Origin of the sequence: Rasiella rasia (assembly GCF_011044175.1) — a bacterium.
Classification (GTDB): Bacteria; Bacteroidota; Bacteroidia; order Flavobacteriales; family Flavobacteriaceae; genus Marinirhabdus; species Marinirhabdus rasia.
Genome location: NZ_CP049057.1, coordinates 701535 through 723462, shown reverse-complemented (window position 1 = coordinate 723462; position 21928 = coordinate 701535). Strand labels below are relative to the sequence as shown.

The following is a 21928-nucleotide window of genomic DNA, read 5'->3' as shown; positions in this document are numbered from 1 at the left end:
ACGTTGTTAGGACACGTCTTTTAACTCTTCCAACTCTCCCTTTTTGATTTTACATTGAAAATTAATTACTTCCTTGGATAGTCTTATAGAGATAGAATTTGATCTATACACATCCATTAAGGATTTTGACGATCGATGCTGTTTAAGACAAAATCTGAAATAAATAATTAAAGGTGAAACAATTATATATTTATAATAATCAAAGACTTCATTAAAAATTAATTCTGGATTCCAATCAACTAACCCTAAATGTGTAAGAGTCAATATTAGGATAATTGTAAAGAGTCCTATCAGAGACCTTTGAACTCGCTTTTCCCACTTTTTTGTTTCCCCTTGATAGAATTTGATGTTTTTTTTTACTTCTGCGATAGATGTCATAAATGAAAATTAATCTATCCAAATATAATGTCCAATTCCTTCAAAGTCAGATTATTAAATACAAAGTTCTTAACAGCTAAAAATTATATATTTGATATATTGAGATAAAATTGACTTAATCTATAATTAAGCGAGTATATATTAATTATATTCTTAAACTTGTTGAAAACTAATTTATATGAAACTATATGTTGTCAAAGGATTTTCAATTGATTCCGAAAACAAAGATTCTTTAACAAAAAAAGTTGAAAGTTTTGTCGGTTATTTCACTAACCTAAAAGAGATTTACGACAGATTTGATCGAAAGACTATAGTTTCCTATTCAACTATAAGCAAGAGACTGAGGAAGCAGAATCATCATATAGTTCAAGAAGCAACATTCATGATTGCTGATAATTCAATTATGTTTAATGAAATAGTAATTAAAAAAGTGCTAGTTAATCAGATATATTTTGATTATCAATACGTGAGTATAGAAAATTACGTTAAACAAAAATTACAACTTAACGAATTAAGAAAGTTCGATCAATTAGACAATTTTGAAGACTTCGAAAGCTTTGAAGATTTAGAGGATTTTGAAAATTTTGAGTTTTGATTAGATGTGTCCTAACGGTTTTGCATAAAGTTCCGTTGCGGAACTTCCAGACCAAGTTACATAGAATTTCCCTGATTTCCCGAATGGCAATTGATTCCGAGTATCTAAAAATAAGCAATGGACTTTATGCGTTGTTACCTAACGTTGCACGACCCGAGCTTAGCGAGTGCGATTAAATCTTTCAGCAGAAGGATAATCTTCTTGGCACATTTCCCGCGAGCGCAATTGAGTCCGCCGTGGACGAATCTTTCAGATTTAACACTATTCCAAGAAAGCGTGAATGAATCCGATATTGAATTCGGTTTGATAAGCTGCGTAAATAAATCCGATGTAAAGACAGTTTCTTTAAACTAACGTTAGTGCCAATGTTTGGTAACGGTTTTGCATATGATACGGCGGGTAATGAGCGGCTGCTTCGGCTGGGCGTAGATGCGGAGTAGCAACGTGGCGTAGCATCTGGCTTTAGCGTCGGCAGGGCAGTGGCGCCGCCTATCGGTTTTATCCGATGGACTAATTTACAATTAATTGTAGGAAACCCAATTCACTTAACCATCTGACCGCTGTATTATATGCGGTGTTGGTAATAGTTATTTTACTCCTAACTTTTCTAAAAAGCTATCATAAACGTTTATAAATCCTTTAGAACCAAAATAATCAGAATATTCAATTGTAAAATTATCTCTATGTTTTAGTTTAAAGAATTTACCTGAATGACCTGGTCGAATTTCTGAAAAATTAGCTAGTAATAATTCTAAACTAAATTCTTTTATTGCAATTAATTTATTATCGTCAAGTTTAACTTTTTTATGTTGTATTGGTTTGATTTTATTTTTTTTCCTTTGATTATAGTATGAGACAGAATCACAGCTAACTCCGTATTTTTTATAATCCGCGAAAAGTTCACCAACGGTATTAGATTTTATAGTTATAATTTCATAGTGCCCACCCCATTCTCCACATTCATCATGGCTTGATTCTATAGTTAGGTATAAGTCAGAGTTTGTTTGATTAAATTGTCCTAATCTGACAGAGTCGATAAAATCAGAATTAATTGAAATTCTTCTTGAATCTATTTCTTGTGCATTTACAAATGTTACTGCTAAAAGAAAGGATATAAATATTCTCATAATAATTATTACCAACGGTTTTGCATAAAGTTCCGTTGCGGAACTTCCAGACCAAGTTACATAGAATTTCCCTGATTTCCCGAATGGCAATTGATTCCGAGTATCTAAAAATAAGCAATGGACTTTATGCGTTGTTACCTAACGTTGCACGACCCGAGCTTAGCGAGTGCGATTAAATCTTTCAGCAGAAGGATAATCTTCTTGGCACATTTCCCGCAAGCGCAATTGAGTCCGCCGTGGACGCATCTTTCAGGTTTAACACAATTCCAAGAAAGCGTGAATGAATCCGATATTGAATTCGGTTTGATAAGTTGCGTAAATAATTCCGATGTAAAAACAGTTTCTTTAAACTAACGTTAGTGCCAATGTTTGGTAACGGTTTTGCATATGATACGGCGGGTCTTGGGCGGCAAGCTTCGGCAGTGCCAACATTTTGCGTCAGCGAAAGTGGGAAGCGTCAGCGTGCGAATCAGCCGTGGGGCAGTGGCGCCGCCACTACGTATTTATCCGCTGTACCATTTTTTTTATAAAGTTAGGGAATTTAATTTAAGCCGAATGTAACCGCTGGATTATATGCGTTGTTGTAAACAGTTTTTATTCAGTTTATTTTATTTCGATCAAAATTCGGTTCAAATTTTCTTTTAACTAATAATCTTCTCTTATAGATTAAAAAGAAAAAATATCCGAAATAGCTAAAAACGATAATTATTCCAATCCAAATGAATTTATCTCTTTTATGTTTAAAACGAAGAAATCGTAATTCTAAAAGAAATAGAATAACAAATATAAATCGGGCATATATCATTTAGCTAATTCAATAATTTTCAGGGCTTGTCAAAATTGTTTACAACGGTCTAGTATAAGAATAGTAGCGGGTTGTTACCCACTAAATTTTCGGTTAAACACAGACCTTTTTTATATTTACTTACTTTTATTTTAGCGTTTAAACCGCTATTATTTTTATACATTGTTGGCAACTGGCTTTCTTCGTTCCTTTGAATATCTAAATAGTAATGATGAAATTGGTTGTAATCTTTGTCCACTCCATTCAATTTTTTGGTTCAAATTTGAATTCATATACTCATTTAATTCATCACTCATTTTTATGTGATGAAAACTAAATTGAAAACCATTTAATTCAATCATTGCTAAATTCTTTTCGAGATATATTTTCGCACCAAAATTGTCTTTTGACACTAACTTTTCTATTGTTTTAGCTAAATAAGATTTAAAAAAATACATATCAGAAAACAGTTTATCTTTCTTTTCTTTTTTGGCCTTACCAATCCAAGCATTTAGCAGATTCATAGAAGTCAAGTAATGGAATAATTGATTTTCGGAATTTGGATTTATTCTCATTATTGCCAAAGCTTCCATTAATTCCGACTTATAGATTTCATAACTGTCTAATTTTGGATTATTAATTTCTTTAAGTAATTCTTGTTCTGAATATTCTTCTTGTTCATTAAGATGATTTTGTAAAAATCTAATTTGTTTAAGATAAGTAAGTTCTATTTCTTCTGATTTTTTAGCTACGAACTCATAAATAGACATAATGTGAACATTAGGGTATTTGCATCTATGGTGTTTTGTATAAGTTGGATTGCAAAAAATCACATACAATTCGTCACATTGGTTTGCATTATAAAAACCAATTCTGTGTGCTTTTTCTTCATTGAATGAATGACAAATCCATAATTTTCTGCCTTGTGAAAAAATTGGATTAAAAAAATTGCTCTGTTTGATTTTAAAATCTTTAAAACGAGGTAATTTTCTATGACCATTTTTTAACAGCTCAAACTCTTTATAGTAATCTCCTTTACCAAAAAGGTCTTCTGAAAGAGTGGAAGTCAAGGTTCTGAATAGTAAATCAGAAAGTGGAATTGATTTGTTCGCAACTAATTTTTGAAAATTGCCTTTATAAAAACGTTTTATATAATCTTTAGAAGGGTCTTCGTTCTTGGTGAATACAGTTATAAAATCAAAATTTTGAGAATAAACGATTTGAAACCTGTCGTCCCAATTTCTGTTTTTCCAAGATTGTGTGTTAGACTTTGGTTTTGAAGAAAGTTTAAAAAGAGTACGATATCTATTATTTTCCTGAAGTTCAATTTTTTGAATTATTGAATAATATTCAATTCCATTAAATTGTATTTTTTGTTCTACACCTAATTTATCTTCGCTGAAGTTTATCTTTGAAAAAATTGCATACGGGTAAAGCTCTCTAAAAATTCGGTCTTTGTGCTCCGGAGAATGGTTCTCAGCCCATCTTTCAAAATTGCAATTTCGGATATTCATTGTCGTTTTTTTCAGCTTGTTGCCAACGTGTTATATCCTCACAAATATATGCGTTTATCCGCTAATGTTGTCTGAAAACGGAAGTTTCAATGTGTCTTTATCAGATTTAGACAGGGCGGTTAAGGCAGTGTCTAGCGGACTCCTAATTTGTAATAAATCTTTTTGAGCTACGTGTGTGTATATCATCGTGGTCTCAGGCTTGGCGTGCCCTAACAAATCCTGAACGTACCGTAAACCCACGCCATTCTCAATCATATGCGTGGCATAACTATGTCTTAGAGTATGCGGCGTTACTCGCTTGGTAATTCCCGCCGCTTTACACGACTGCTTCAAAAATTGCCGTACACTGCCAGCACCATAACGCCCACCTTTCGGATTCTCTACAAAAAAATGCTGCGGCGTATACGTCATATAATAATTTCTAAACAACGGTATAAAACTTTCAGCTAAAACAACAACCCGATCCTTCCGGCCCTTCGCATTTTTCACAAATAACTGCCGCCTGTCAATATTTATCATTCGTAGTTCCAGGTCTATGAGCTCGCCAATGCGTAGCCCGCTAGAGTAGAGTAGTGCCAGTACCGTGCGATGTTTTAAATTTTTAGTCACACGCAACAAATCTATCACCTCTTCTTTACTCAAAACAGTGGGCAAATAACTAGATTTCCTTGGCCGAATTAAAGCGTCTATGTCTATGGCGCTTTCTAAATTCAAAGTGGCAAAATGCTTTATGGCACTAATAAGTTGCCTATGACTGCTAATGGCATACTGCTTCTTTTTCACTTCATCTTCAACAAATAAACGTACGGTATCATTGTTTACAGACTCTAACGGACTCCCATTCAAAAACGAAATAAAATTTGAGATAAAGGTAGCATAGGTGTTAATCGTACTCTCGCTTAATCGTAATCCAAGGAGGTATGACATATAATCGTCTAACACACGACTGTGATCTTCTTTTTCTGACGAAATTTCTGCGGAGGCTTCTTTTAATTTTTCAGCATGAAGCACATTTCCGTAGTCAATGGTGATACCCTTGGCGGCCAACGACTCTACCAGCTCTGTAAGCGACCAACGGCTGGCAAATACATAAAACGAACGATGGGTAGCAGAATATTTAATAAACCGAAACTCTTTAATAATAGCTTTTAGAGCAGCATCATACGGAAAAACAACAGAATAGCACGCTTCTCCACGATGCATAATTAAATCTATGGTAACTTTCAAAATAATAAAATATGGGGGGAGCTAACGCAGGTATAAAGATACCGAAATTTTAATTTATAATTATGCAGATGCACGGCGCATAAAAATTGTAAACAGTTTTAGTAGACTAAGCCCAATAACAGATGCTATAAAAGGTTACAACTCATCACTCTTCTCTCCTTGTCCCATCATCATCAAATACGCCTTTAAAAACTCGTCTATATATCCATCTAGCACAGCATCTGGGTTGGTGCTTTCATGGTTTGTACGTACATCTTTTACCAATTTATAAGGCTGCAACACATAGTTGCGAATCTGGCTGCCCCATTCAATCGCCATTTTGTTTCCTTCAATTTCGGCACGTTTTTCTTGCTGTTTGCGCAGTTCTATTTCGTAGAGCTGGCTTTTTAGCATCTGCATAGCTTTTTGCCGGTTTTCTAACTGGCTACGCGTTTCAGAATTGTGAATCACAATACCAGAAGGTGCATGCGTTAAAATTGCTTTGGTCTCAACTTTGTTTACGTTTTGTCCGCCGGCACCAGAGCTTCGCGCAAAATCCCAACTTATATCGGCTGGATTAATGTCTATTTCTATGGTGTCATCGGCTAGAGGGTACACATAGACACTGGCAAAACTGGTGTGGCGTTTTGCGTTGCTGTCAAAAGGTGAAATACGTACCAACCTGTGGACACCATTTTCGCCTTTTAACCACCCAAAAGCATAGTCGCCTTCCAATTCTAGGGTCACAGTTTTTATCCCTGCCACGTCGCCAGCCTGGTAGTTTAATTCTTTAACTTTAAAACCATTCTTTTCTGCCCACATCAGGTACATACGCATGAGCATATTAGCCCAGTCGCAACTTTCGGTACCTCCAGCACCCGCTGTGATTTGTAACACGGCAGAAAGATCGTCACCTTCTTGGCTCAACATATTTCTAAACTCTAAGGCTTCAATAGCTGTTAACGCTTTTCCGAAACGTATTTCTACATTCTCTGCTGTGCCTTCACCTTCTTTAAAAAACTCGTAAATAACCTCGGCATCTTCGGTAAGCTGCAATGCCGTTTCATAATCTTCTACCCATTTCTTTTTTGTACGCAAGGTTTTCATAAAGGCTTCAGCCTCTTGCGGATTGTTCCAAAAATTGGGGTCGAATGTTTTTTCTTCTTCGTTTTGTATTTCTACGCGCTTTCCAGCTACGTCAAAGATATTGCCTTAACACATCCAGTCTGGAGCGAAGGTCTTGAAGTTGGTCGTTTGTAATCATATGTATTACCCGCGCTGGCGAGTATATTTTTATAATTCCCTTTAGCTATGTGATACAGGTAAGGGTTGGTTGTACTAAATATTCCGCGTAAGCGAAACATTACAAAGTGTAAAATTAAACTTTCTAGCGCTCACTAAAAAGGAAAAACTGATGTGCTATGGCTTCCCATTCAGATTTTATATCTTTAGCCACTCCATAGCCGTCACTATTAATCGATTAGCTCAACGATACTATGAAAAAACTGCTGCTGTTTTTCTTTCTCTTCGGAAATATCCTTTGTCATGCCCAATTTTTAGAAACAAAAAAGGACCTGCAACGGTCTGAAGGGTTTTTCAATTTTTACTATTCTGACACCGAAGGTAAACTCTACCTCGAAGTTCCGAAAGATAGAATAGATAAAGAATTTCTGTATGTACACTCACTGCGTACGGGGTTAGGCAGTAACGATATTGGTTTAGATCGAGGCCAATTAGGCGATCAGGCCGTAGTGAAGTTTACAAAAAGCGGCAACAAATTATTGCTGTTTCAACCCAACTTACAATACAGAGCAATCACCAATAATGCGCTCGAGAAAAAGTCAATTTCTGAAGCATTTGCAACCTCGGTACTCTATGGTTTTGACATTAAAGAAACACAAGAGGCAAACTATATTATAGATGTAACGCCATTTTTAATGGTAGATGCGCATAAGGTGGCACAGCGTTTAAAGAATAACAATCAAGGCGCGTACAAATTAGATGCCTCGCGTAGTACTTTGTGGATGGAGCGCACCAAAGCCTTTCCTAAAAACACAGAATTTGAGGCATTACTTACGTTTGTGGGAGATGCCAAAGGCAGAAACATACGCAGTGTAGCACCAGATCCTGGATCGGTGTCGGTAGTGCAACACCATAGTTTTGTTAAACTTCCAGATCCTGGGTATACGCCAAGGGCTTTCGACCCGCGTAGTGGTTCTTTTTCCATTTCATACCTAGATTATAGTACGCCAATTTGGGAACCCATTAAAAAACAATTTATAACACGCCACAGATTAGAGAAGAAGAATCCGTTGGCGGCCAAAAGTGAAGCCAAAGAGCCTATTGTGTATTATTTAGACCCCGGCACGCCAGAGCCAGTGCGTTCTGCTTTGCTAGAGGGTGCTCGTTGGTGGAATGAGGCGTATGAAGCCATTGGATATACCAACGCTTTTCAGGTAAAAATGCTTCCAGAAGATGCAGACCCAATGGATGTGCGTTATAATGTAATTCAGTGGGTGCATCGTAGTACCCGAGGATGGAGTTACGGGGGGAGTGTTATAGACCCACGTACTGGCGAAATTATAAAAGGACATGTAAGTTTAGGGAGTTTACGTATTCGGCAAGATTTTTTGATAGCCCAAGCACTAATGAACAAACCGTTTGCCCAGCAAGATGATAACTACCAGCCCATGCTAGAGATGGCTTTGGCGCGTATAAGGCAGCTTAGCGCACATGAAGTAGGGCATACCATAGGATTTGCACATAATTTTGCCGCCAGCAGCAATGGTAGAGCTAGTGTAATGGATTATCCGCACCCAACCTTAACGCTACGAGGTAACAATGTTGACTTTAGTAATGCGTATGCCACTGGCATTGGGGCATGGGATAAAGTTACGGTGGCGTATAGCTATAGCGATGTACCAAATACCGCTGTATCAGAAAAGGCATATTTAGATGAAATACTCAAAAAAGCTCAAGATAGTGGTCTGCGTTATATTACAGATAGCGATGCGAGAGCAAAAGGAGGTGCGCATGCAAAAGCTCATTTATGGGACAATGGTAAAGATGCGGCAGAAGAGTTAGAAGATGTTTTAGCACTTCGGAAACAGGCAATCGCTAACTTCTCGGCAGATAATATAAAAACGGGAGAGCCGTATTCGGTGTTAGAAGATGTGTTTGTACCGCTCTATTTTTACCATCGTTTTCAAACCGAAGCCGCCGTTAAGATGATAGGTGGGGTAGATTATAACTATGCAGTTAAGGGTGACGGACAAGTAATTTATAAAACCCTTCCGAAGAAAGAACAAGAAAAAGCACTTCAGGCGGTATTAACAACTTTAAAAGTAGAACATTTAGCCATTCCAGAAGATAAGCTAGCTCTGTTTCCACCGCGCGCCTATGGGTATTGGAGAACCAGAGAAAGTTTTAAAGGAAATAACGGTGTAACGTTCGATGCCTTTGGTGCAACGGCCACAGCAAGCGATATGACGTTAGGATTGTTATTACATCCGCAGCGTGCAAATAGATTGGTACAGCAATACGCACTTGACAGAGGGAATCTTAGTTTAAAACAGCTACTTGACGAAACCACAAAACAAGTATTTTCTGCAGAAGGAGCTTCCCACTATGAATATGAAATGAACTATACCATTAGGTATGTGTATTTACAGCGTTTGATGGACTTGGCTGTAAATGGGCAAAGTGTTTTTCAGACCAAAGCGTACGCCAATGACCAGATAGATGTAATTGCTAAAATATTAGCGGAGCGTAGTTATATAGACAAAGAACTTTTAAACATGATTAAGCGCTATAAAGAAAAACCAGAAAAATTTAAAATTGAAAGTGCACCAGATATACCAGACGGGAGCCCAATTGGTAGTTTTCAATGTGGTGTAACAAATAATTAAAAGCGTACTTTTAACCATTATTATATTAGAATTATGAAAATACTCACAACTGTTTTTATACTTTTCTTTACTGTTTCAGCAGTATCACAAAGAGATCAGGCCACTGTAGATGCCAACGTATTAACATTCACTAAAAAGTTGGAAGCTCGAAATATAAATACATATTTTACCACTCAGCGTTATTGCGAAGGCGATACACAAATGTTTATAATGGGAGATGGGTCTCGGTGTTTTTCTAAAGGTACCTATGCCGCTTCTTACATTGTTTGGATGGAGGACAACAAAACAATGATTAAAAAAATTGACAACTGCGGTATGTTTGCTTCTAGCGAGGTTACCAATAGCGATGTGTACAATTATTTTAAAACAAATGGCGATGCCCTTCAAAATAATAAGGTGAAGCCTTATGCAATAGCGAATGCCCAAGGTGGGCCAATTTCCCGAACCGAGATTAATAATTGCCACCGTAAGTTTCAGTTTACACTTAAAGGAGTGACGGGCTCTCAAGCGTACAAGCCGTATGATCTTACCAACGATTCTAGAGAAGCGAATATAAATTACAACTACAACAAAAAGCTAGAAGTGGTAACGTTAGATACAATGCTAGATAAAGTCATCAACACATTTGAAGCAGACCCCAATAGTAAAAGGATATAAATTTCTACAAGGCATAACCCAATGAAAATAGATTTACGTAGCGATACGGTAACAAAGCCTACGCAAGGTATGTTACAAGCTATTATGCACGCCCAAACCGGAGACGATGTTTATAAGGAAGACCCAACTGTAAATGAGCTAGAGCGACGTGTAGCCGATTTATTTGGTATGGACAGTGCATTGTTTTTTCCTACGGGAAGTATGGCAAATCAGGCAGCTATTAAACTTCATACACAGCCAGGGGAGCAGCTTATTTGCGACAAGTGGGCACATGTGTATAATTATGAAGGAGGAGGGGTATCGTTCAATAGCGGGGTATCCTGTAAGCTCGTAGACGGCACTAGGGGTATGATAACAGCACAGCAGGTGCAAGAAAGTATCAATCCGCCTGATTTTTATCACAGTCCGTTAACTACGCTAGTATGTCTTGAAAATACAACGAATAAGGGCGGAGGTGCTTGTTATGATTTTGCTGAAATAGAAAAAATTAAAACGGTTTGCGACCATAATAAGTTAGGATTGCATTTAGATGGAGCACGGCTTATGAATGCTCTTGTAGCAACGGGTGAAGATCCTAAAAAGTACGGAAAGGTGTTTGATACGATTTCGTTGTGCTTTAGTAAGGGGTTGGGTACGCCGTTAGGAACGGTTCTAGTAGGTAGCGATACACTAATGGAGAAAGCTATTAGGGTTCGGAAAATATTAGGAGGAGGGATGCGGCAAATAGGTTTTATGGCCGCTGCAGGAATTTATGCGCTAGACCACCATATAGATAGATTGGCAGAAGACCATAGAAAAGCAACAGAAATTTCGGAAGTACTTGCCAACTGTGCTTATGTTGCTAATGTAGAGCCAACAGAAACAAATATTGTGATATTCTACTTGCAGGAGACCCTTTCCGAAGAAAAGTTTATGAAAGATATGGAGGCTAAAGGAATTCGATTAAGTGATATGGGGCAAGGTAAATTGCGCATAGTAACTCATTTAGACTATACAGATAACATGCATGACACCATGCTTACTACGCTTACTAATTATGCATAAAAAAAGCACGTCCTAAGGAGACGTGCTAGTATAATTATAAAGTCTTAAAAAGTATTACTCTACTTCTTTTATTTCTGCACCAGGGGCATTTTTCTTTACAGATTCAATACCGTTGTTCATTCCTGATTCGCCAGCATACATTTGGCTACTACCAATAATTTGACCGTTGGTAGATTTAATGTTGAAATGGAATTTACCATTCTTGGCAGTTTTTCTTTCAAAACAGTTGTCATCTCCACAATTTTTCTGAACAGACTCAATACCGTTCATTGCGCCACTTTTTGAAGCATACATTTGACTAGATAAAATTACTTGACCATTTCCAGCCTTAAGTACAAAATGAAACTTATCGTTGCTTTTCTTTAATTCGAACATAGTTAAATAGGTTTTGTTGTTATTTATTTATTACGTCCTAAATATCGGAAAAATCTAGGAATTGCTATATAGTTTTACGTTAATTTTCAGATTTACAAAGCGTTGTGTTGTTTATCGAAATCAGCTGTGCTTTTGTCGAAAAGTAATTTTTTGATATTGAGTATGTTAAAATTAAGCACGTATTTTGTACCTTATACTAATTTTAACTCATTAATTACATCAACATGAAAAAAATTATCCTCTTAGGTCTTTCATTGCTTGTAGGTATGGTAACCTATGCGCAAGACCTGCCAACAAACCCAGAACCTGGTAAATGTTACGTGCGTTGTACAACGCCAGACGTTTATGTAAACGAAACGGTACAAGTAATGACTAAGCCTGCGTACAAGCGCTTAAAAACTATTCCTGCTCAGTATGAAACGCAAACAGAGCGTGTAATGGTTAAAGCTCCAGGTAAAAAAATGCGTGTTATCCCAGAGAAGTGGGGTACTGAAACTATTACGTATGTAAAAAAGCAAGGGGCATCTACTTTAAGTGTAGTTCCTGCTTCTTTTTCTAGTGATAGCGAGACTATTGAAATCAAGCCAGCCTACGCACAGTGGGAATTAGGTGCGCCAGCACCGGATTGTGCTTCTGGAAACCCGAACGATTGCCGTTACTGGTGTTATAAAGGGTATCCTGCAGAGTTTACAACGGTGAGTGTTACAAGACTAGCTAATGACGCTTCATTTAACAGAAACCCAATTTCTGAAAAAATGGGAAGCTATACAAAGAGAGTTGTAATTGAGCCAGCACGAATTGTAGAAGATGAGATTCCAGCAGAATACGCTAACATTACTAAAACTGTTATGGTAAAAGATGCTGAGGTTGTTGAAGAAACAGTACCTGCAGAATACAGAACAGTAACCAAAGAAGTGTTACAGTCTAAAGGAGGTTTAACTACTTGGAAAGAAGTAGAGTGTGCTTTGGTAGAGTACCAAGCATTACCAATAAACTGGAATTTAGGAAGTGCTACACTTACACCACAAGCAAAAAACTTAATCGACACTCGTTTAATGCCTGTATTGGCACAAAACCCTGGTGTTAAATTAGAAATTGCTTCTCACACAGATTCTAGAGGTACTAACACGTCTAACCAGGATCTTTCTGAGCGTAGAGCACAAGCTGTAGTACGTTACTTAGAGTCTAAAGGAATTAACTCTAGTCTTTTAGTAGCTAATGGATACGGTGAGACAAAACTTAAAAACCGTTGTTCTGACGGTGTTTCTTGTACAGAAAGAGAGCACAGAGCAAACCGTAGAACAGAGTTTAGATTGATTAATAACTAGTTGAAACACAAACCATCAACAATGTTAAAAGGATTCGCAAATTTGCGAATCCTTTTTTTTTGTAACATATTTGGCACGAAAAGTGAATGTAAACCGTTAGTAAAATAAACCTACATTTTATGCGAAACGTGATTTTAATTGTATTTCTCTTATGCACAGCGGCAACCATTGCGCAAGATGAAACTTCTAAATTGAAATGGCTTACCAATCTTGAGCAGGCTCAGAAAATAGCGAAGAAGAAGAAACAACCTATACTAATGTATATGACGGGTAGCGATTGGTGTGCTCCTTGTAAAATGCTAAAAGAAGATTTTTTTGAAAGTGACGAATTTTTCACACGATCTAAAGATATGGTACTTGTTATGATAGACCGACCGAGACGTGTAGATATACTTTCAGAGAAGCAACTTGCCTATAACAAAGAAGTAATTGCTAAGTATAACAAAGAAAATACGTTTCCAAAGATTCTAATTCTTAATTCAAACGGAAAGGAAAAGGCAAAAATTTCTGGATATAGCTCACTTCGAGACACTAGTAATCACTTCGCATTTTTAGATAAAAACACAAAATAGGGTAGGATCATTGTGCCTAGTGTCACTTTGTTTACTGCTGAAACAGGCCGTCCATGCCCGGAATGTTAGGCATTCCTTCTTTGGCAACCGCGGCTAGCTCTGCTTCATTAATGGCAGCTGCTTTTTCTATTGCTTTGTTAAGTGTAACAATAAGATAGTCTTCTAGCTGCTCTTTGTCTTCAAGCAACGAGTCGTCAATTGCTATACTTTTAACAGTTCTATTGGCAGTTAGCGTAATTTTTACTAATCCATCGTTACTTTGCTCATCTACCAAGACAGTATCTAAGCGTTTTTTAGTAGCTGCAACTTTTTGTTGGGTTTCTTTTAGCTTACCCATCATACCCATTAAATCTCCAAACATAATTTCTGTTTTAATATCGGTACAAATTTAGTACTTTGTACACATATTAATCAACCTTTATCTTCAAAACAAACACCGATGAAAAAACTCACATTTGTTTCACTAGCATGTCTTATTTTTGCCGTTTCCTGTGAGGAAAAGAAAAAATCAGATTCAACAAAAAAAATGGATATAAAGGCACCTACGGCAGACAAGATTGCAAAGAACCTCGAAATGCACGGTGATGTAAGAGACGATTCTTACTATTGGTTAAATGATCGGGAGAACGCTGAAGTAATCGATTATCTAGAGCGTGAAAACGACTATTATGATAAAATGACGGCGCACACAAAAGATTTTCAAGCAGATCTTTTTGAAGAAATGAAAAGCCGAATTAAAGAAGACGATGCTTCGGTTCCTTATTTTTACAATGGATATTATTACATTACTCGTTTTGAAACAGGAAAAGATTACCCAATTTATTCTCGCAAAAAAGGTTCGTTAGATGCTGACGAAGAAATTATGTTTAACGTAAACGAAATGGCCGAGGGTCATCCGTATTACAATTTAAACGGTATTAACGTAAGCCCAGATAATAAGTGGGTAGCCTTTGGTGTAGATACCGTGAGCAGACGTAAGTATACCATTCATCTAAAGAATTTGGTTTCGGGGGAAATTTCCGAAGAAAATATACCCCTTACAACTGGAGGTTCTACATGGGCAAATGATAGTAAAACCTTGTTCTATACTAAGAAGGATGAGCAAACACTACGCTCTTCGCAGATTTATAGACACATAAAAGGAACAGACGCTGCCGAAGACAAACTAATTTTCACGGAAGAGGACGAAACATTTGGTACCTATGTGTATAAAACGAAGTCTGAAAAATTTCTAGTAATTGGAAGTTATAGTACCCTTACTTCAGAATTTCAAATTTTAGATGCCAATGAACCTACTGGCGATTTTAAGATATTTCAGCCAAGAACGCGCGGATTAGAATACAATATTGCTCATTTTGGTTCTGACTTCTATGTGGTGACTAATCTGAACAATGCAACCAACTTTAAATTGATGAAAACTCCCGATACCAAGACTACTATGGACAATTGGGTTGAGGTGATTCCGCATCGAGAAGATGTGTATCTAGAAGATATCGATATTTTTAAAGATTATCTCGTGGTAAGCGAACGTGAAAACGGACTGAATAAAATACATATTCAGCGTTGGGATGGTACCGAGGAGTACTATCTGCCATTTGAGAGTGAGACCTATACCGCTTCACCAACACAAAATATTGAGTTTGACACCAAAATTCTGCGTTACGCTTATAATTCTTTAGGAACACCAGCCTCGGTAATAGATTTTAATATGGAAACCCGAGAGAAAGAGGTGAAGAAACAAGCGGAAGTCTTAGGGGGAAAGTTTGATACTGCCAACTACGAAGAAAAACGTGTATGGGCTACAGCTGCAGACGGAACATTAATTCCGGTGTCTATGATTTACAAGAAAGGGATGAAAATGGACGGCAGTAACCCAGTTCTGCAATATGGATACGGTAGTTATGGCGCAACTATTGACCCTTATTTTTCGTCGGTACGTTTAAGTATGCTTGACAGAGGATTTATTTTTGCCATCGCGCATGTTCGTGGTGGACAATATTTGGGTCGTCAATGGTACGAAAATGGAAAATTACTCACTAAGAAAAATACATTCACAGATTTTATAGATGTTTCTAAGTATTTAATCGCTGAAGGATATACCTCTCCTGAACACTTATATGCACAAGGAGGGTCTGCAGGAGGATTGCTAATGGGAGCTGTTGTAAATATGGCACCCGAACTTTATAATGGAGTGATAGCAGCCGTGCCATTTGTAGATGTGGTTACAACCATGCTTGACGATAGTATTCCGCTAACTACAGGTGAATATGACGAATGGGGTAACCCGAATGAAAAAGAATACTACGATTATATGAAATCGTATTCTCCATATGATAATGTACGCGCACAAAATTACCCAAATATGTTTGTGACAACGGGTCTACATGACTCTCAAGTGCAATATTGGGAGCCAGCAAAATGGGTGGCGAAATTACGAGAGTTGAAAACAGACGATCATATTTTATTGATGAATACAAATATGGAAGCTGGCCATGGGGGAGCTTCGGGCCGTTTTGAAGGATTAAAGGAAGTAGCTAAGAATTATGCGTTTTTACTAGACTTAGAGGGTATAACAGAGTAATTAAATAATTTGCTGTACCTTTGTGCCGTAGTTTTAAAGAGAGAGAAATCTAGCTTTAAAGAAACAGACGATGTATATGAAAGACATTAAGGCTTACTCGAATGTTTTGGATTTAATCGGCAACACGCCTCTTATTCAACTCAATCGTATTACCTCACAAATGAAAGGGAATTTTTATGCTAAAGTAGAAGCATTTAACCCTGGACATTCGGCCAAAGACCGTATCGCACTTTATATTATTGAAGAAGCTGAAAAGCAAGGTATTTTAAAGCCTGGCGATACAATTATAGAAACAACAAGTGGGAATACTGGTTTTAGTATTGCCATGGTTAGTGTTTTAAAGGGATACAAATGTATCTTAGCCGTAAGTTCTAAATCTTCAAAAGATAAGATAAATATGTTACGCACCATGGGTGCGCAAGTGCATGTGTGTCCTGCTCATGTTGCAGCAGACGACCCAAGGTCTTATTACGAAGTAGCAAAACGTTTGCACTCAGAAATTGCAAATTCGGTGTATATCAATCAGTATTTTAATACATTGAATATAGACGCACACTACAAAACAACTGGACCCGAAATTTGGGACCAGACTGCGGGTAAAATCACCCATTTAGTAGCATGTAGTGGAACGGGAGGAACTATTTCTGGTACGGCTCGTTTTTTAAAGGAGCAAAACCCAGAGATTAAAGTAATAGGTATAGACGCTTACGGTTCTGTGCTTAAAAAGTACCATGAAACTCGCGAGTTTGATAAAAATGAAATCTACCCGTATAGAATTGAGGGCTTAGGAAAAAATTTAATTCCTGATGCTACAGATTTTAACAGTATAGATACTTTTATAAAAGTAACCGATGAAGATAGTGCCAACACGGCACGTGAATTGGCAAAAACAGAAGGAATTTTCGCTGGGTATACAAGTGGTGCTGCGGTTCAAGGATTAAAACAACTCGATGAAGAAGGTGTTTTTGATAAAGATAGCGTTGTGGTAGTAATCTTACCAGATCATGGCTCAAGATATATGAGTAAAGTCTACAGTGACGAATGGATGGAGCAGCAAGGTTTTACAGACACTGCGGCTGTAGCAGCAGAAAAAGTACACTACGTAAAATAGTTTTAAAATAGTAAGAGATAAAATCCCAATGCGTCTAGTGTTGGGATTTTTTTGTTTATTAATATTTCTGAAATTATAAATGCTCTTGCCATCGTCAATAAAATACCTATTTTTGCAGTTCGTATTGTAACCAGAACGTATTGATGAGAGATTTATTCGATAAGATTTATAAAGATAAAGGACCACTAGGAAAGTGGGCCGAGCAAGCAGAAGGATATTTCGTATTTCCGAAGTTAGAAGGACCTATTTCTAACCGAATGAAGTTTAACGGAAAAGAGGTTATTACTTGGAGTGTTAACGATTATCTCGGACTTGCAAATCACCCAGAGGTACGTAAGGTAGATGCCGAAGCTGGAGCTAAATATGGTTCTGCCTACCCAATGGGAGCTCGTATGATGAGTGGACACACAGATTTGCATGAACAATTGCAAGATGAGTTGGCTGCATTTGTACAAAAAGAAGCTGCCTATCTACTTAATTTTGGATACCAAGGTATGGTTTCTACCGTAGATGCATTGGTTTCAAAAGATGATGTAATTGTATACGACGTAGATGCGCATGCTTGTATTATAGATGGAGTTCGTTTGCATTTAGGGCAGCGCTTTACCTATAAGCATAACGATATGGAAAGTATCGAAAAGAACTTGAAGCGTGCAACAAAAATGGCAGAAAAGACTGGAGGAGGAATCCTATTAATTTCTGAAGGTGTTTTTGGAATGCGCGGAGAACAAGGAAAGCTAAAAGAAATTGTAGCACTAAAGAAAAAATATAACTTCCGTTTGTTTGTAGATGATGCCCATGGCTTCGGAACGCTTGGTAAAACAGGTGCAGGAGCAGGAGAGGAGCAAGGCGTACAAGCTGAAATTGATGTGTACTTTGCCACTTTCGCAAAATCTTTAGCAAGTACAGGTGCTTTTATTGCAGCAGATGATGAAATTATTCAATACTTAAAGTATAACCTTCGTTCACAGATGTTTGCAAAATCGTTGCAAATGCAGCTGGTAGTAGGAGCCCTAAAGCGGTTAGATATGCTACGCACCATGCCAGAACTTAAAGAAAAGTTATGGGAGAATGTGAATGCATTACAAGGAGGACTAAAAGAACGCGGATTTGATATAGGTACAACCCAGAGCTGCGTAACCCCGGTGTATTTAAAGGGAAGTATCCCAGAAGCGATGGCGTTGGTAAAAGACCTTCGTGAAAACCATGGCGTTTTCTGTTCTATTGTGGTATATCCAGTAATCCCAAAAGGATTAATCTTATTACGTATGATTCCTACAGCATCGCACACTATGGAAGACATTAACGAAACCCTAGAAGCTTTCGATGCTATTAGAGAGCGTTTAGAAAATGGAACATATAAAAGGCTATCTGCTGCTGTTGCTCAGGCAATGGGCGAATAGTTTGAAATACGAGACAATATTATAATTACATAAAAAAGCCTGCTAAAGTATAGCAGGCTTTATTAATTAATGTGATTCCATATTTGTTTATAGGCGTTCTAAAGCGTCAAGTATGGTTTGTGCTATCGTTTCTTGCTGAGCTGGATCCTTAACGAGTTCTAGATCGCTGGGATTATCCATATTTCCTAATTCCAAAAGGAGGGCTGGGGCGTTGCTGTGTTTTAAAATGTAGAAGGGAGCACTACCAATGGTTCTTGAACTAAACAAGCCATTTGTTTTAAAACTTTCAGCAATCTCACTTGCTAAGTTTTGCGTCTTTTTATCTTGAAACGCGCGTTCTGAATAAAAGACACGAAGACCAGACGCCTTTTTAATATTTTCTCCATTCATGTGTAGCGAAAGCACAGCATCTGGCTGCAACTGATTGATAAATTTTACACGATCTTGGAGGGACATCGATTTGTCTCCATCTCTGGTAAAGTGTAATTGAATAGAACCACTGGTATTTAATGTTGCCATTTTTTGAGCAATTTGATACACCAATTCCTTTTCAAGTACTAATTTATTGTTGTTACCCGGGTCTGCACCACCATGCGATACATCAATGACAACAATAATGGGTTTTGAATTTTTTTCTGGGCTAGTAGTAAATGCAAATGCTGTAAGTAGGAATACAGCAAACGCGAATCTTAGGGCGATTTTCATTTGGGGCATTTGTTGGTTAAGTCATTACTAAACAAAAAAACCTACTATTTATTGTATGCCTTACAGAAATTAGGTTGCTACAAGTCTTTTTTAAAAGTACTACGTTTTTTGTGCATTACTGGGTTATAATCTTTCCAAAGCACTTGCACGGCTGTATTTTCTTCCAATTCAGGGTTGGTTTCTACCTTGTCTATACCTTTGCTATTAAAAAGGTGCTGCATTTCTTCAAAAATAATGGCAGTTACTCCTTTTCCTTGATATTCGGGATCTATTCCTATTAAATAGAATGCCGCGCGGTCATTTTTTCGTTGTGCTTGCCATAAATGATACCAACCTAGCGGAAATAGACTTCCGTTTGCCTTTTTAAGAGCCTTTGTGAATGATGGCATAACAATACTAAAGGCAATTAACTTTCCGTTTTTATCCTTAATACACGTAATATAATCAGGTTGAATAAAGGTGAAATACTTTTCCTTGTAGTAATCAATCTGATATTGCTGAATAGGTACAAATGTTTGTAACGTATTATAAGTTTCGTTTAGTAAACCAAACATTGCGTCTACATAAGGCAAAATTTCTTTTTTGTTCTTAAATCGAATTACAGACAAGCCGTAGCGTTCTCTAATAATTCTTGAAAATTTAGCAACCTTTTCTTTGATAGAGGGCGGTATTTCTAACTTAAATTCTACCCAGGTAGCTTGTGGTTCAAAACCAAGTTGCTTAAAATGTTCTTTATAGTAAGGAAAATGATACCATGTTATCATCGTATTCATTTCTTCATAGCCATCAACCAGAATGCCGGCTTTCTCCATATTACTAAAGCCCACGGGTCCTTCGGCATACTCTAAATTGAGTGCTCTTCCTTTTTCGTATACCTTTTCAAGTAGGGCTTGGGTAACGGCAATGTCGTCTACAACATCAAACCAGCCAAATCTAACTTTCTTTTTGCCAATTTTATTTATCTCTAAATGATTTACGATTACTGCTATTCTACCAGCAATAGCTCCATTTTTATAGGCAAGGTAATAGTCGGCTTCGGCATTCTTAAAAACAGGATTCTTTGTTTGGTCAAGGGTTTCCATTTCATCCTTTACCAAAGGTGGAACCCAATAGGGACAGCCTTTGTATAACTTAAAAGGAAAGTTTACAAATTGTTTAAGCTGTTTTTTGTTAGTTACTTGGGTAATTTCAATCATACATGCTACTTCCTAGTTATTGCCTCCATCTCCACCATCATCTCCGCCATCTTCATCAATAAATCCATCTTTACGTTTGTTCTTTTTCTTCTTTTTGTCTTTCTTTTTACCTTTTTCTTCTTTTCGTTTTTCACGACCAGCTTTTCCTTTTTCTTCAATAAACTCATCTTTGTCATGCATGTCAAAGCGGTAGGCAACACCAATTCTTCCTTGAAAAATAGAAGGTGTATCCTTAAAGTTTAACGCTACAGAAGCATCTACGTGCAAGTTATTTGTGATTAAAGCAGCAGCACCCCCTCTTAGGATCTGATCGGCATAAAAATCACTTTTAAATCCTTGGTTTTCTAAAAATACAGAAAAGTAGCGATTCGTAGCATGTGTAAGGGTTACAATGTAGCCATACGTTGGGAAATCGGTTCCAATCCTATCGGCAATAATATTGGTAACAAATACAAATCCGCCAATCCAGTTATTTTGAGTAGACAGTACTACTTTCGGACTAATCATAGACTCGGCTTCTGGAGTGAAGGGGTTATCGGCAAAGTCGAAATTTGCGCCGGCATATATAGAAATCGCCGGAATTAAATCTTTCCACTGGAAACGATTATTTGCATGATAACTATATAGATTAGGGCCTTCAAGTTCCATCTTTCTATATGGGTCATAGACCAAATATTTTGCGCCAATGGTATTACTTCGGAAATTGGAGAATTTACTTTCTATAGGCGTATTCGTGGTATTGTTGGTAACCGAATTACTCTGAAAACTACCAATTATGCTAACTTCAAGCTCTTCTCGCCAGAACCCATAGCGCGCAGAATAATCCCAGCCAATGGTTGTTGCTTCGGTATTTAATAGGCTATGCTTTTCTTTACCATAGCTTATACCAGACTCAAATTGAAGCACGTTAATTCCAACCCCAAAGGCACCTTGCGAAACGCCTGGGCGATTGGTATTAATCATTTCGGTGTATTGAGCATTACCAAAAAACGGCAATAAAAAGAGGCAACAGGTTAAAAATTTGAGCTTACGCATAGTTGTTCGGTTATAGTCAAAGATAGTATTTTATCATTATTTTAATATGAGGTGCCTACGTTTTTTCTTAGGCAAATCGTACTTTTGATATTTCAGAATACAATCCTTATTATGGACTTTCTTAGAACGATACTTATAGTACTTTTGGTATTTTTCGCGCTACGCTTTTCGTGGAAACTAGCAAAACCTTACCTCATGCGGTATATTGCCAAGAAAATGGGCGAACGTTTTGAAAAATCTTTTGGCGCCAATCCCTTCGGAAATAACCCGTTTGGTAAAAACACACAGGAAGAAGAAGGGACAATAACCATAGACCGTGATGCTCCTAATACTAGAAGGACCTCGAAAAAAGTTGGAGACTATGTAGATTTTGAAGAAGTAGAGTAACACAAATGGTTTTGAGCTACTT

The 21928-nt window shown here is 37.3% G+C and carries 19 protein-coding genes; 10 read left to right on the top strand and 9 right to left on the bottom strand.

The annotated features are described in order from the left end of the window. Positions 1 to 556: 556 nt before the first annotated feature. Positions 557 to 973 carry a hypothetical protein gene (locus tag G5B37_RS03325; RefSeq protein WP_164678657.1) on the top strand — a complete coding sequence of 139 codons (417 nt, stop codon included), beginning with the start codon at positions 557 to 559 and terminating at the stop codon, positions 971 to 973. Positions 974 to 1560: 587 nt separating this feature from the next. On the opposite strand, the gene G5B37_RS03320 is transcribed toward G5B37_RS03325, so the two are convergent. From G5B37_RS03320 to prfB, 4 genes are all read right to left on the bottom strand, one after another. Continuing rightward, complete coding sequence (locus G5B37_RS03320) at positions 1561 to 2100, bottom strand: hypothetical protein (protein WP_164678656.1); 540 nt, start codon at positions 2098 to 2100, stop codon at positions 1561 to 1563. Positions 2101 to 3060: 960 nt separating this feature from the next. Then, positions 3061 to 4398 carry a hypothetical protein gene (locus G5B37_RS03315; RefSeq protein ID WP_164678655.1) on the bottom strand — a complete coding sequence of 446 codons (1338 nt, stop codon included), beginning with the start codon at positions 4396 to 4398 and terminating at the stop codon, positions 3061 to 3063. A 54-nt stretch (positions 4399 to 4452) separates the two neighbouring features. Beyond that, on the bottom strand, positions 4453 to 5625 hold the full coding sequence (locus G5B37_RS03310; RefSeq protein WP_263649836.1) for a tyrosine-type recombinase/integrase: 1173 nt from the start codon (positions 5623 to 5625) through the stop codon (positions 4453 to 4455). A gap of 135 nt (positions 5626 to 5760) precedes the next feature. Then, positions 5761 to 6868 (bottom strand): peptide chain release factor 2 gene (gene prfB / locus G5B37_RS03305; RefSeq protein WP_164678654.1). Its coding sequence is split into 2 segments (ribosomal slippage): positions 5761 to 6804 and positions 6806 to 6868, totalling 1107 coding nucleotides; the frame shifts between segments, so codons are not numbered across the junction. Positions 6869 to 7100: 232 nt separating this feature from the next. Between prfB and G5B37_RS03300 the strand changes: the two genes are divergently transcribed. From G5B37_RS03300 to G5B37_RS03290, 3 genes are read left to right on the top strand one after another with little or no spacing between them, the layout of a single operon-like run. Further along, a complete protein-coding gene (locus G5B37_RS03300; protein WP_164678653.1) occupies positions 7101 to 9512 on the top strand; it encodes a zinc-dependent metalloprotease in 2412 nt (803 codons plus the stop codon). Between the two features lie 33 nt (positions 9513 to 9545). After that, entirely contained in the window at positions 9546 to 10169 is a 624-nt protein-coding gene (locus G5B37_RS03295) for a hypothetical protein (protein ID WP_164678652.1), read from the top strand. 21 nt (positions 10170 to 10190) lie between these two features. Further along, on the top strand, positions 10191 to 11213 hold the full coding sequence (locus tag G5B37_RS03290) for a threonine aldolase family protein (RefSeq protein ID WP_164678651.1): 1023 nt from the start codon (positions 10191 to 10193) through the stop codon (positions 11211 to 11213). Between the two features lie 54 nt (positions 11214 to 11267). Here the strand turns inward: G5B37_RS03290 and G5B37_RS03285 are convergent, their stop codons facing one another. Then, complete coding sequence (locus tag G5B37_RS03285; RefSeq protein ID WP_164678650.1) at positions 11268 to 11588, bottom strand: YegP family protein; 321 nt, start codon at positions 11586 to 11588, stop codon at positions 11268 to 11270. A 224-nt stretch (positions 11589 to 11812) separates the two neighbouring features. Between G5B37_RS03285 and G5B37_RS03280 the strand changes: the two genes are divergently transcribed. Together G5B37_RS03280 and G5B37_RS03275 are read left to right on the top strand one after the other, a co-directional pair. Beyond that, positions 11813 to 12916 (top strand): OmpA family protein, encoded by a 1104-nt coding sequence (locus G5B37_RS03280; RefSeq protein WP_164678649.1) that lies wholly within the window; start codon positions 11813 to 11815, stop codon positions 12914 to 12916. A 119-nt stretch (positions 12917 to 13035) separates the two neighbouring features. Then, positions 13036 to 13488 carry a thioredoxin family protein gene (locus G5B37_RS03275; protein WP_164678648.1) on the top strand — a complete coding sequence of 151 codons (453 nt, stop codon included), beginning with the start codon at positions 13036 to 13038 and terminating at the stop codon, positions 13486 to 13488. Between the two features lie 31 nt (positions 13489 to 13519). Here G5B37_RS03275 and G5B37_RS03270 read toward each other — a convergent pair whose 3' ends face one another. Beyond that, positions 13520 to 13849, bottom strand: a complete 330-nt coding sequence (locus G5B37_RS03270) for a YbaB/EbfC family nucleoid-associated protein (RefSeq protein ID WP_164678647.1) — start codon at positions 13847 to 13849, stop codon at positions 13520 to 13522. A gap of 78 nt (positions 13850 to 13927) precedes the next feature. Here G5B37_RS03270 and G5B37_RS03265 point away from each other — a divergent pair, with 78 nt between their 5' ends. From G5B37_RS03265 to G5B37_RS03255, 3 genes are all read left to right on the top strand, one after another. Beyond that, positions 13928 to 16069 carry a S9 family peptidase gene (locus tag G5B37_RS03265; protein ID WP_164678646.1) on the top strand — a complete coding sequence of 714 codons (2142 nt, stop codon included), beginning with the start codon at positions 13928 to 13930 and terminating at the stop codon, positions 16067 to 16069. A gap of 76 nt (positions 16070 to 16145) precedes the next feature. Then, on the top strand, positions 16146 to 17180 hold the full coding sequence (locus tag G5B37_RS03260) for a PLP-dependent cysteine synthase family protein (RefSeq protein WP_164678645.1): 1035 nt from the start codon (positions 16146 to 16148) through the stop codon (positions 17178 to 17180). Between the two features lie 143 nt (positions 17181 to 17323). After that, positions 17324 to 18583 carry an aminotransferase class I/II-fold pyridoxal phosphate-dependent enzyme gene (locus G5B37_RS03255; RefSeq protein ID WP_164678644.1) on the top strand — a complete coding sequence of 420 codons (1260 nt, stop codon included), beginning with the start codon at positions 17324 to 17326 and terminating at the stop codon, positions 18581 to 18583. Between the two features lie 87 nt (positions 18584 to 18670). On the opposite strand, the gene G5B37_RS03250 is transcribed toward G5B37_RS03255, so the two are convergent. The 3 genes from G5B37_RS03250 to G5B37_RS03240 all read right to left on the bottom strand — a co-directional run bounded on the left by G5B37_RS03250 (position 18671) and on the right by G5B37_RS03240 (position 21519). Then, a complete protein-coding gene (locus G5B37_RS03250) occupies positions 18671 to 19288 on the bottom strand; it encodes an N-acetylmuramoyl-L-alanine amidase family protein (protein WP_164678643.1) in 618 nt (205 codons plus the stop codon). Positions 19289 to 19365: 77 nt separating this feature from the next. Further along, a complete protein-coding gene (locus tag G5B37_RS03245) occupies positions 19366 to 20484 on the bottom strand; it encodes a GNAT family N-acetyltransferase (RefSeq protein WP_164678642.1) in 1119 nt (372 codons plus the stop codon). 12 nt (positions 20485 to 20496) lie between these two features. Beyond that, the gene (locus G5B37_RS03240) at positions 20497 to 21519 is read right to left on the bottom strand and encodes a transporter (protein WP_164678641.1); all 1023 of its coding nucleotides are present in this window, start codon (positions 21517 to 21519) and stop codon (positions 20497 to 20499) included. A 111-nt stretch (positions 21520 to 21630) separates the two neighbouring features. Here G5B37_RS03240 and G5B37_RS03235 point away from each other — a divergent pair, with 111 nt between their 5' ends. Beyond that, positions 21631 to 21906: a DUF4834 family protein gene (locus G5B37_RS03235; protein WP_164678640.1), complete on the top strand. Its 276-nt coding sequence runs from the start codon at positions 21631 to 21633 to the stop codon at positions 21904 to 21906. Positions 21907 to 21928: the final 22 nt, after the last annotated feature.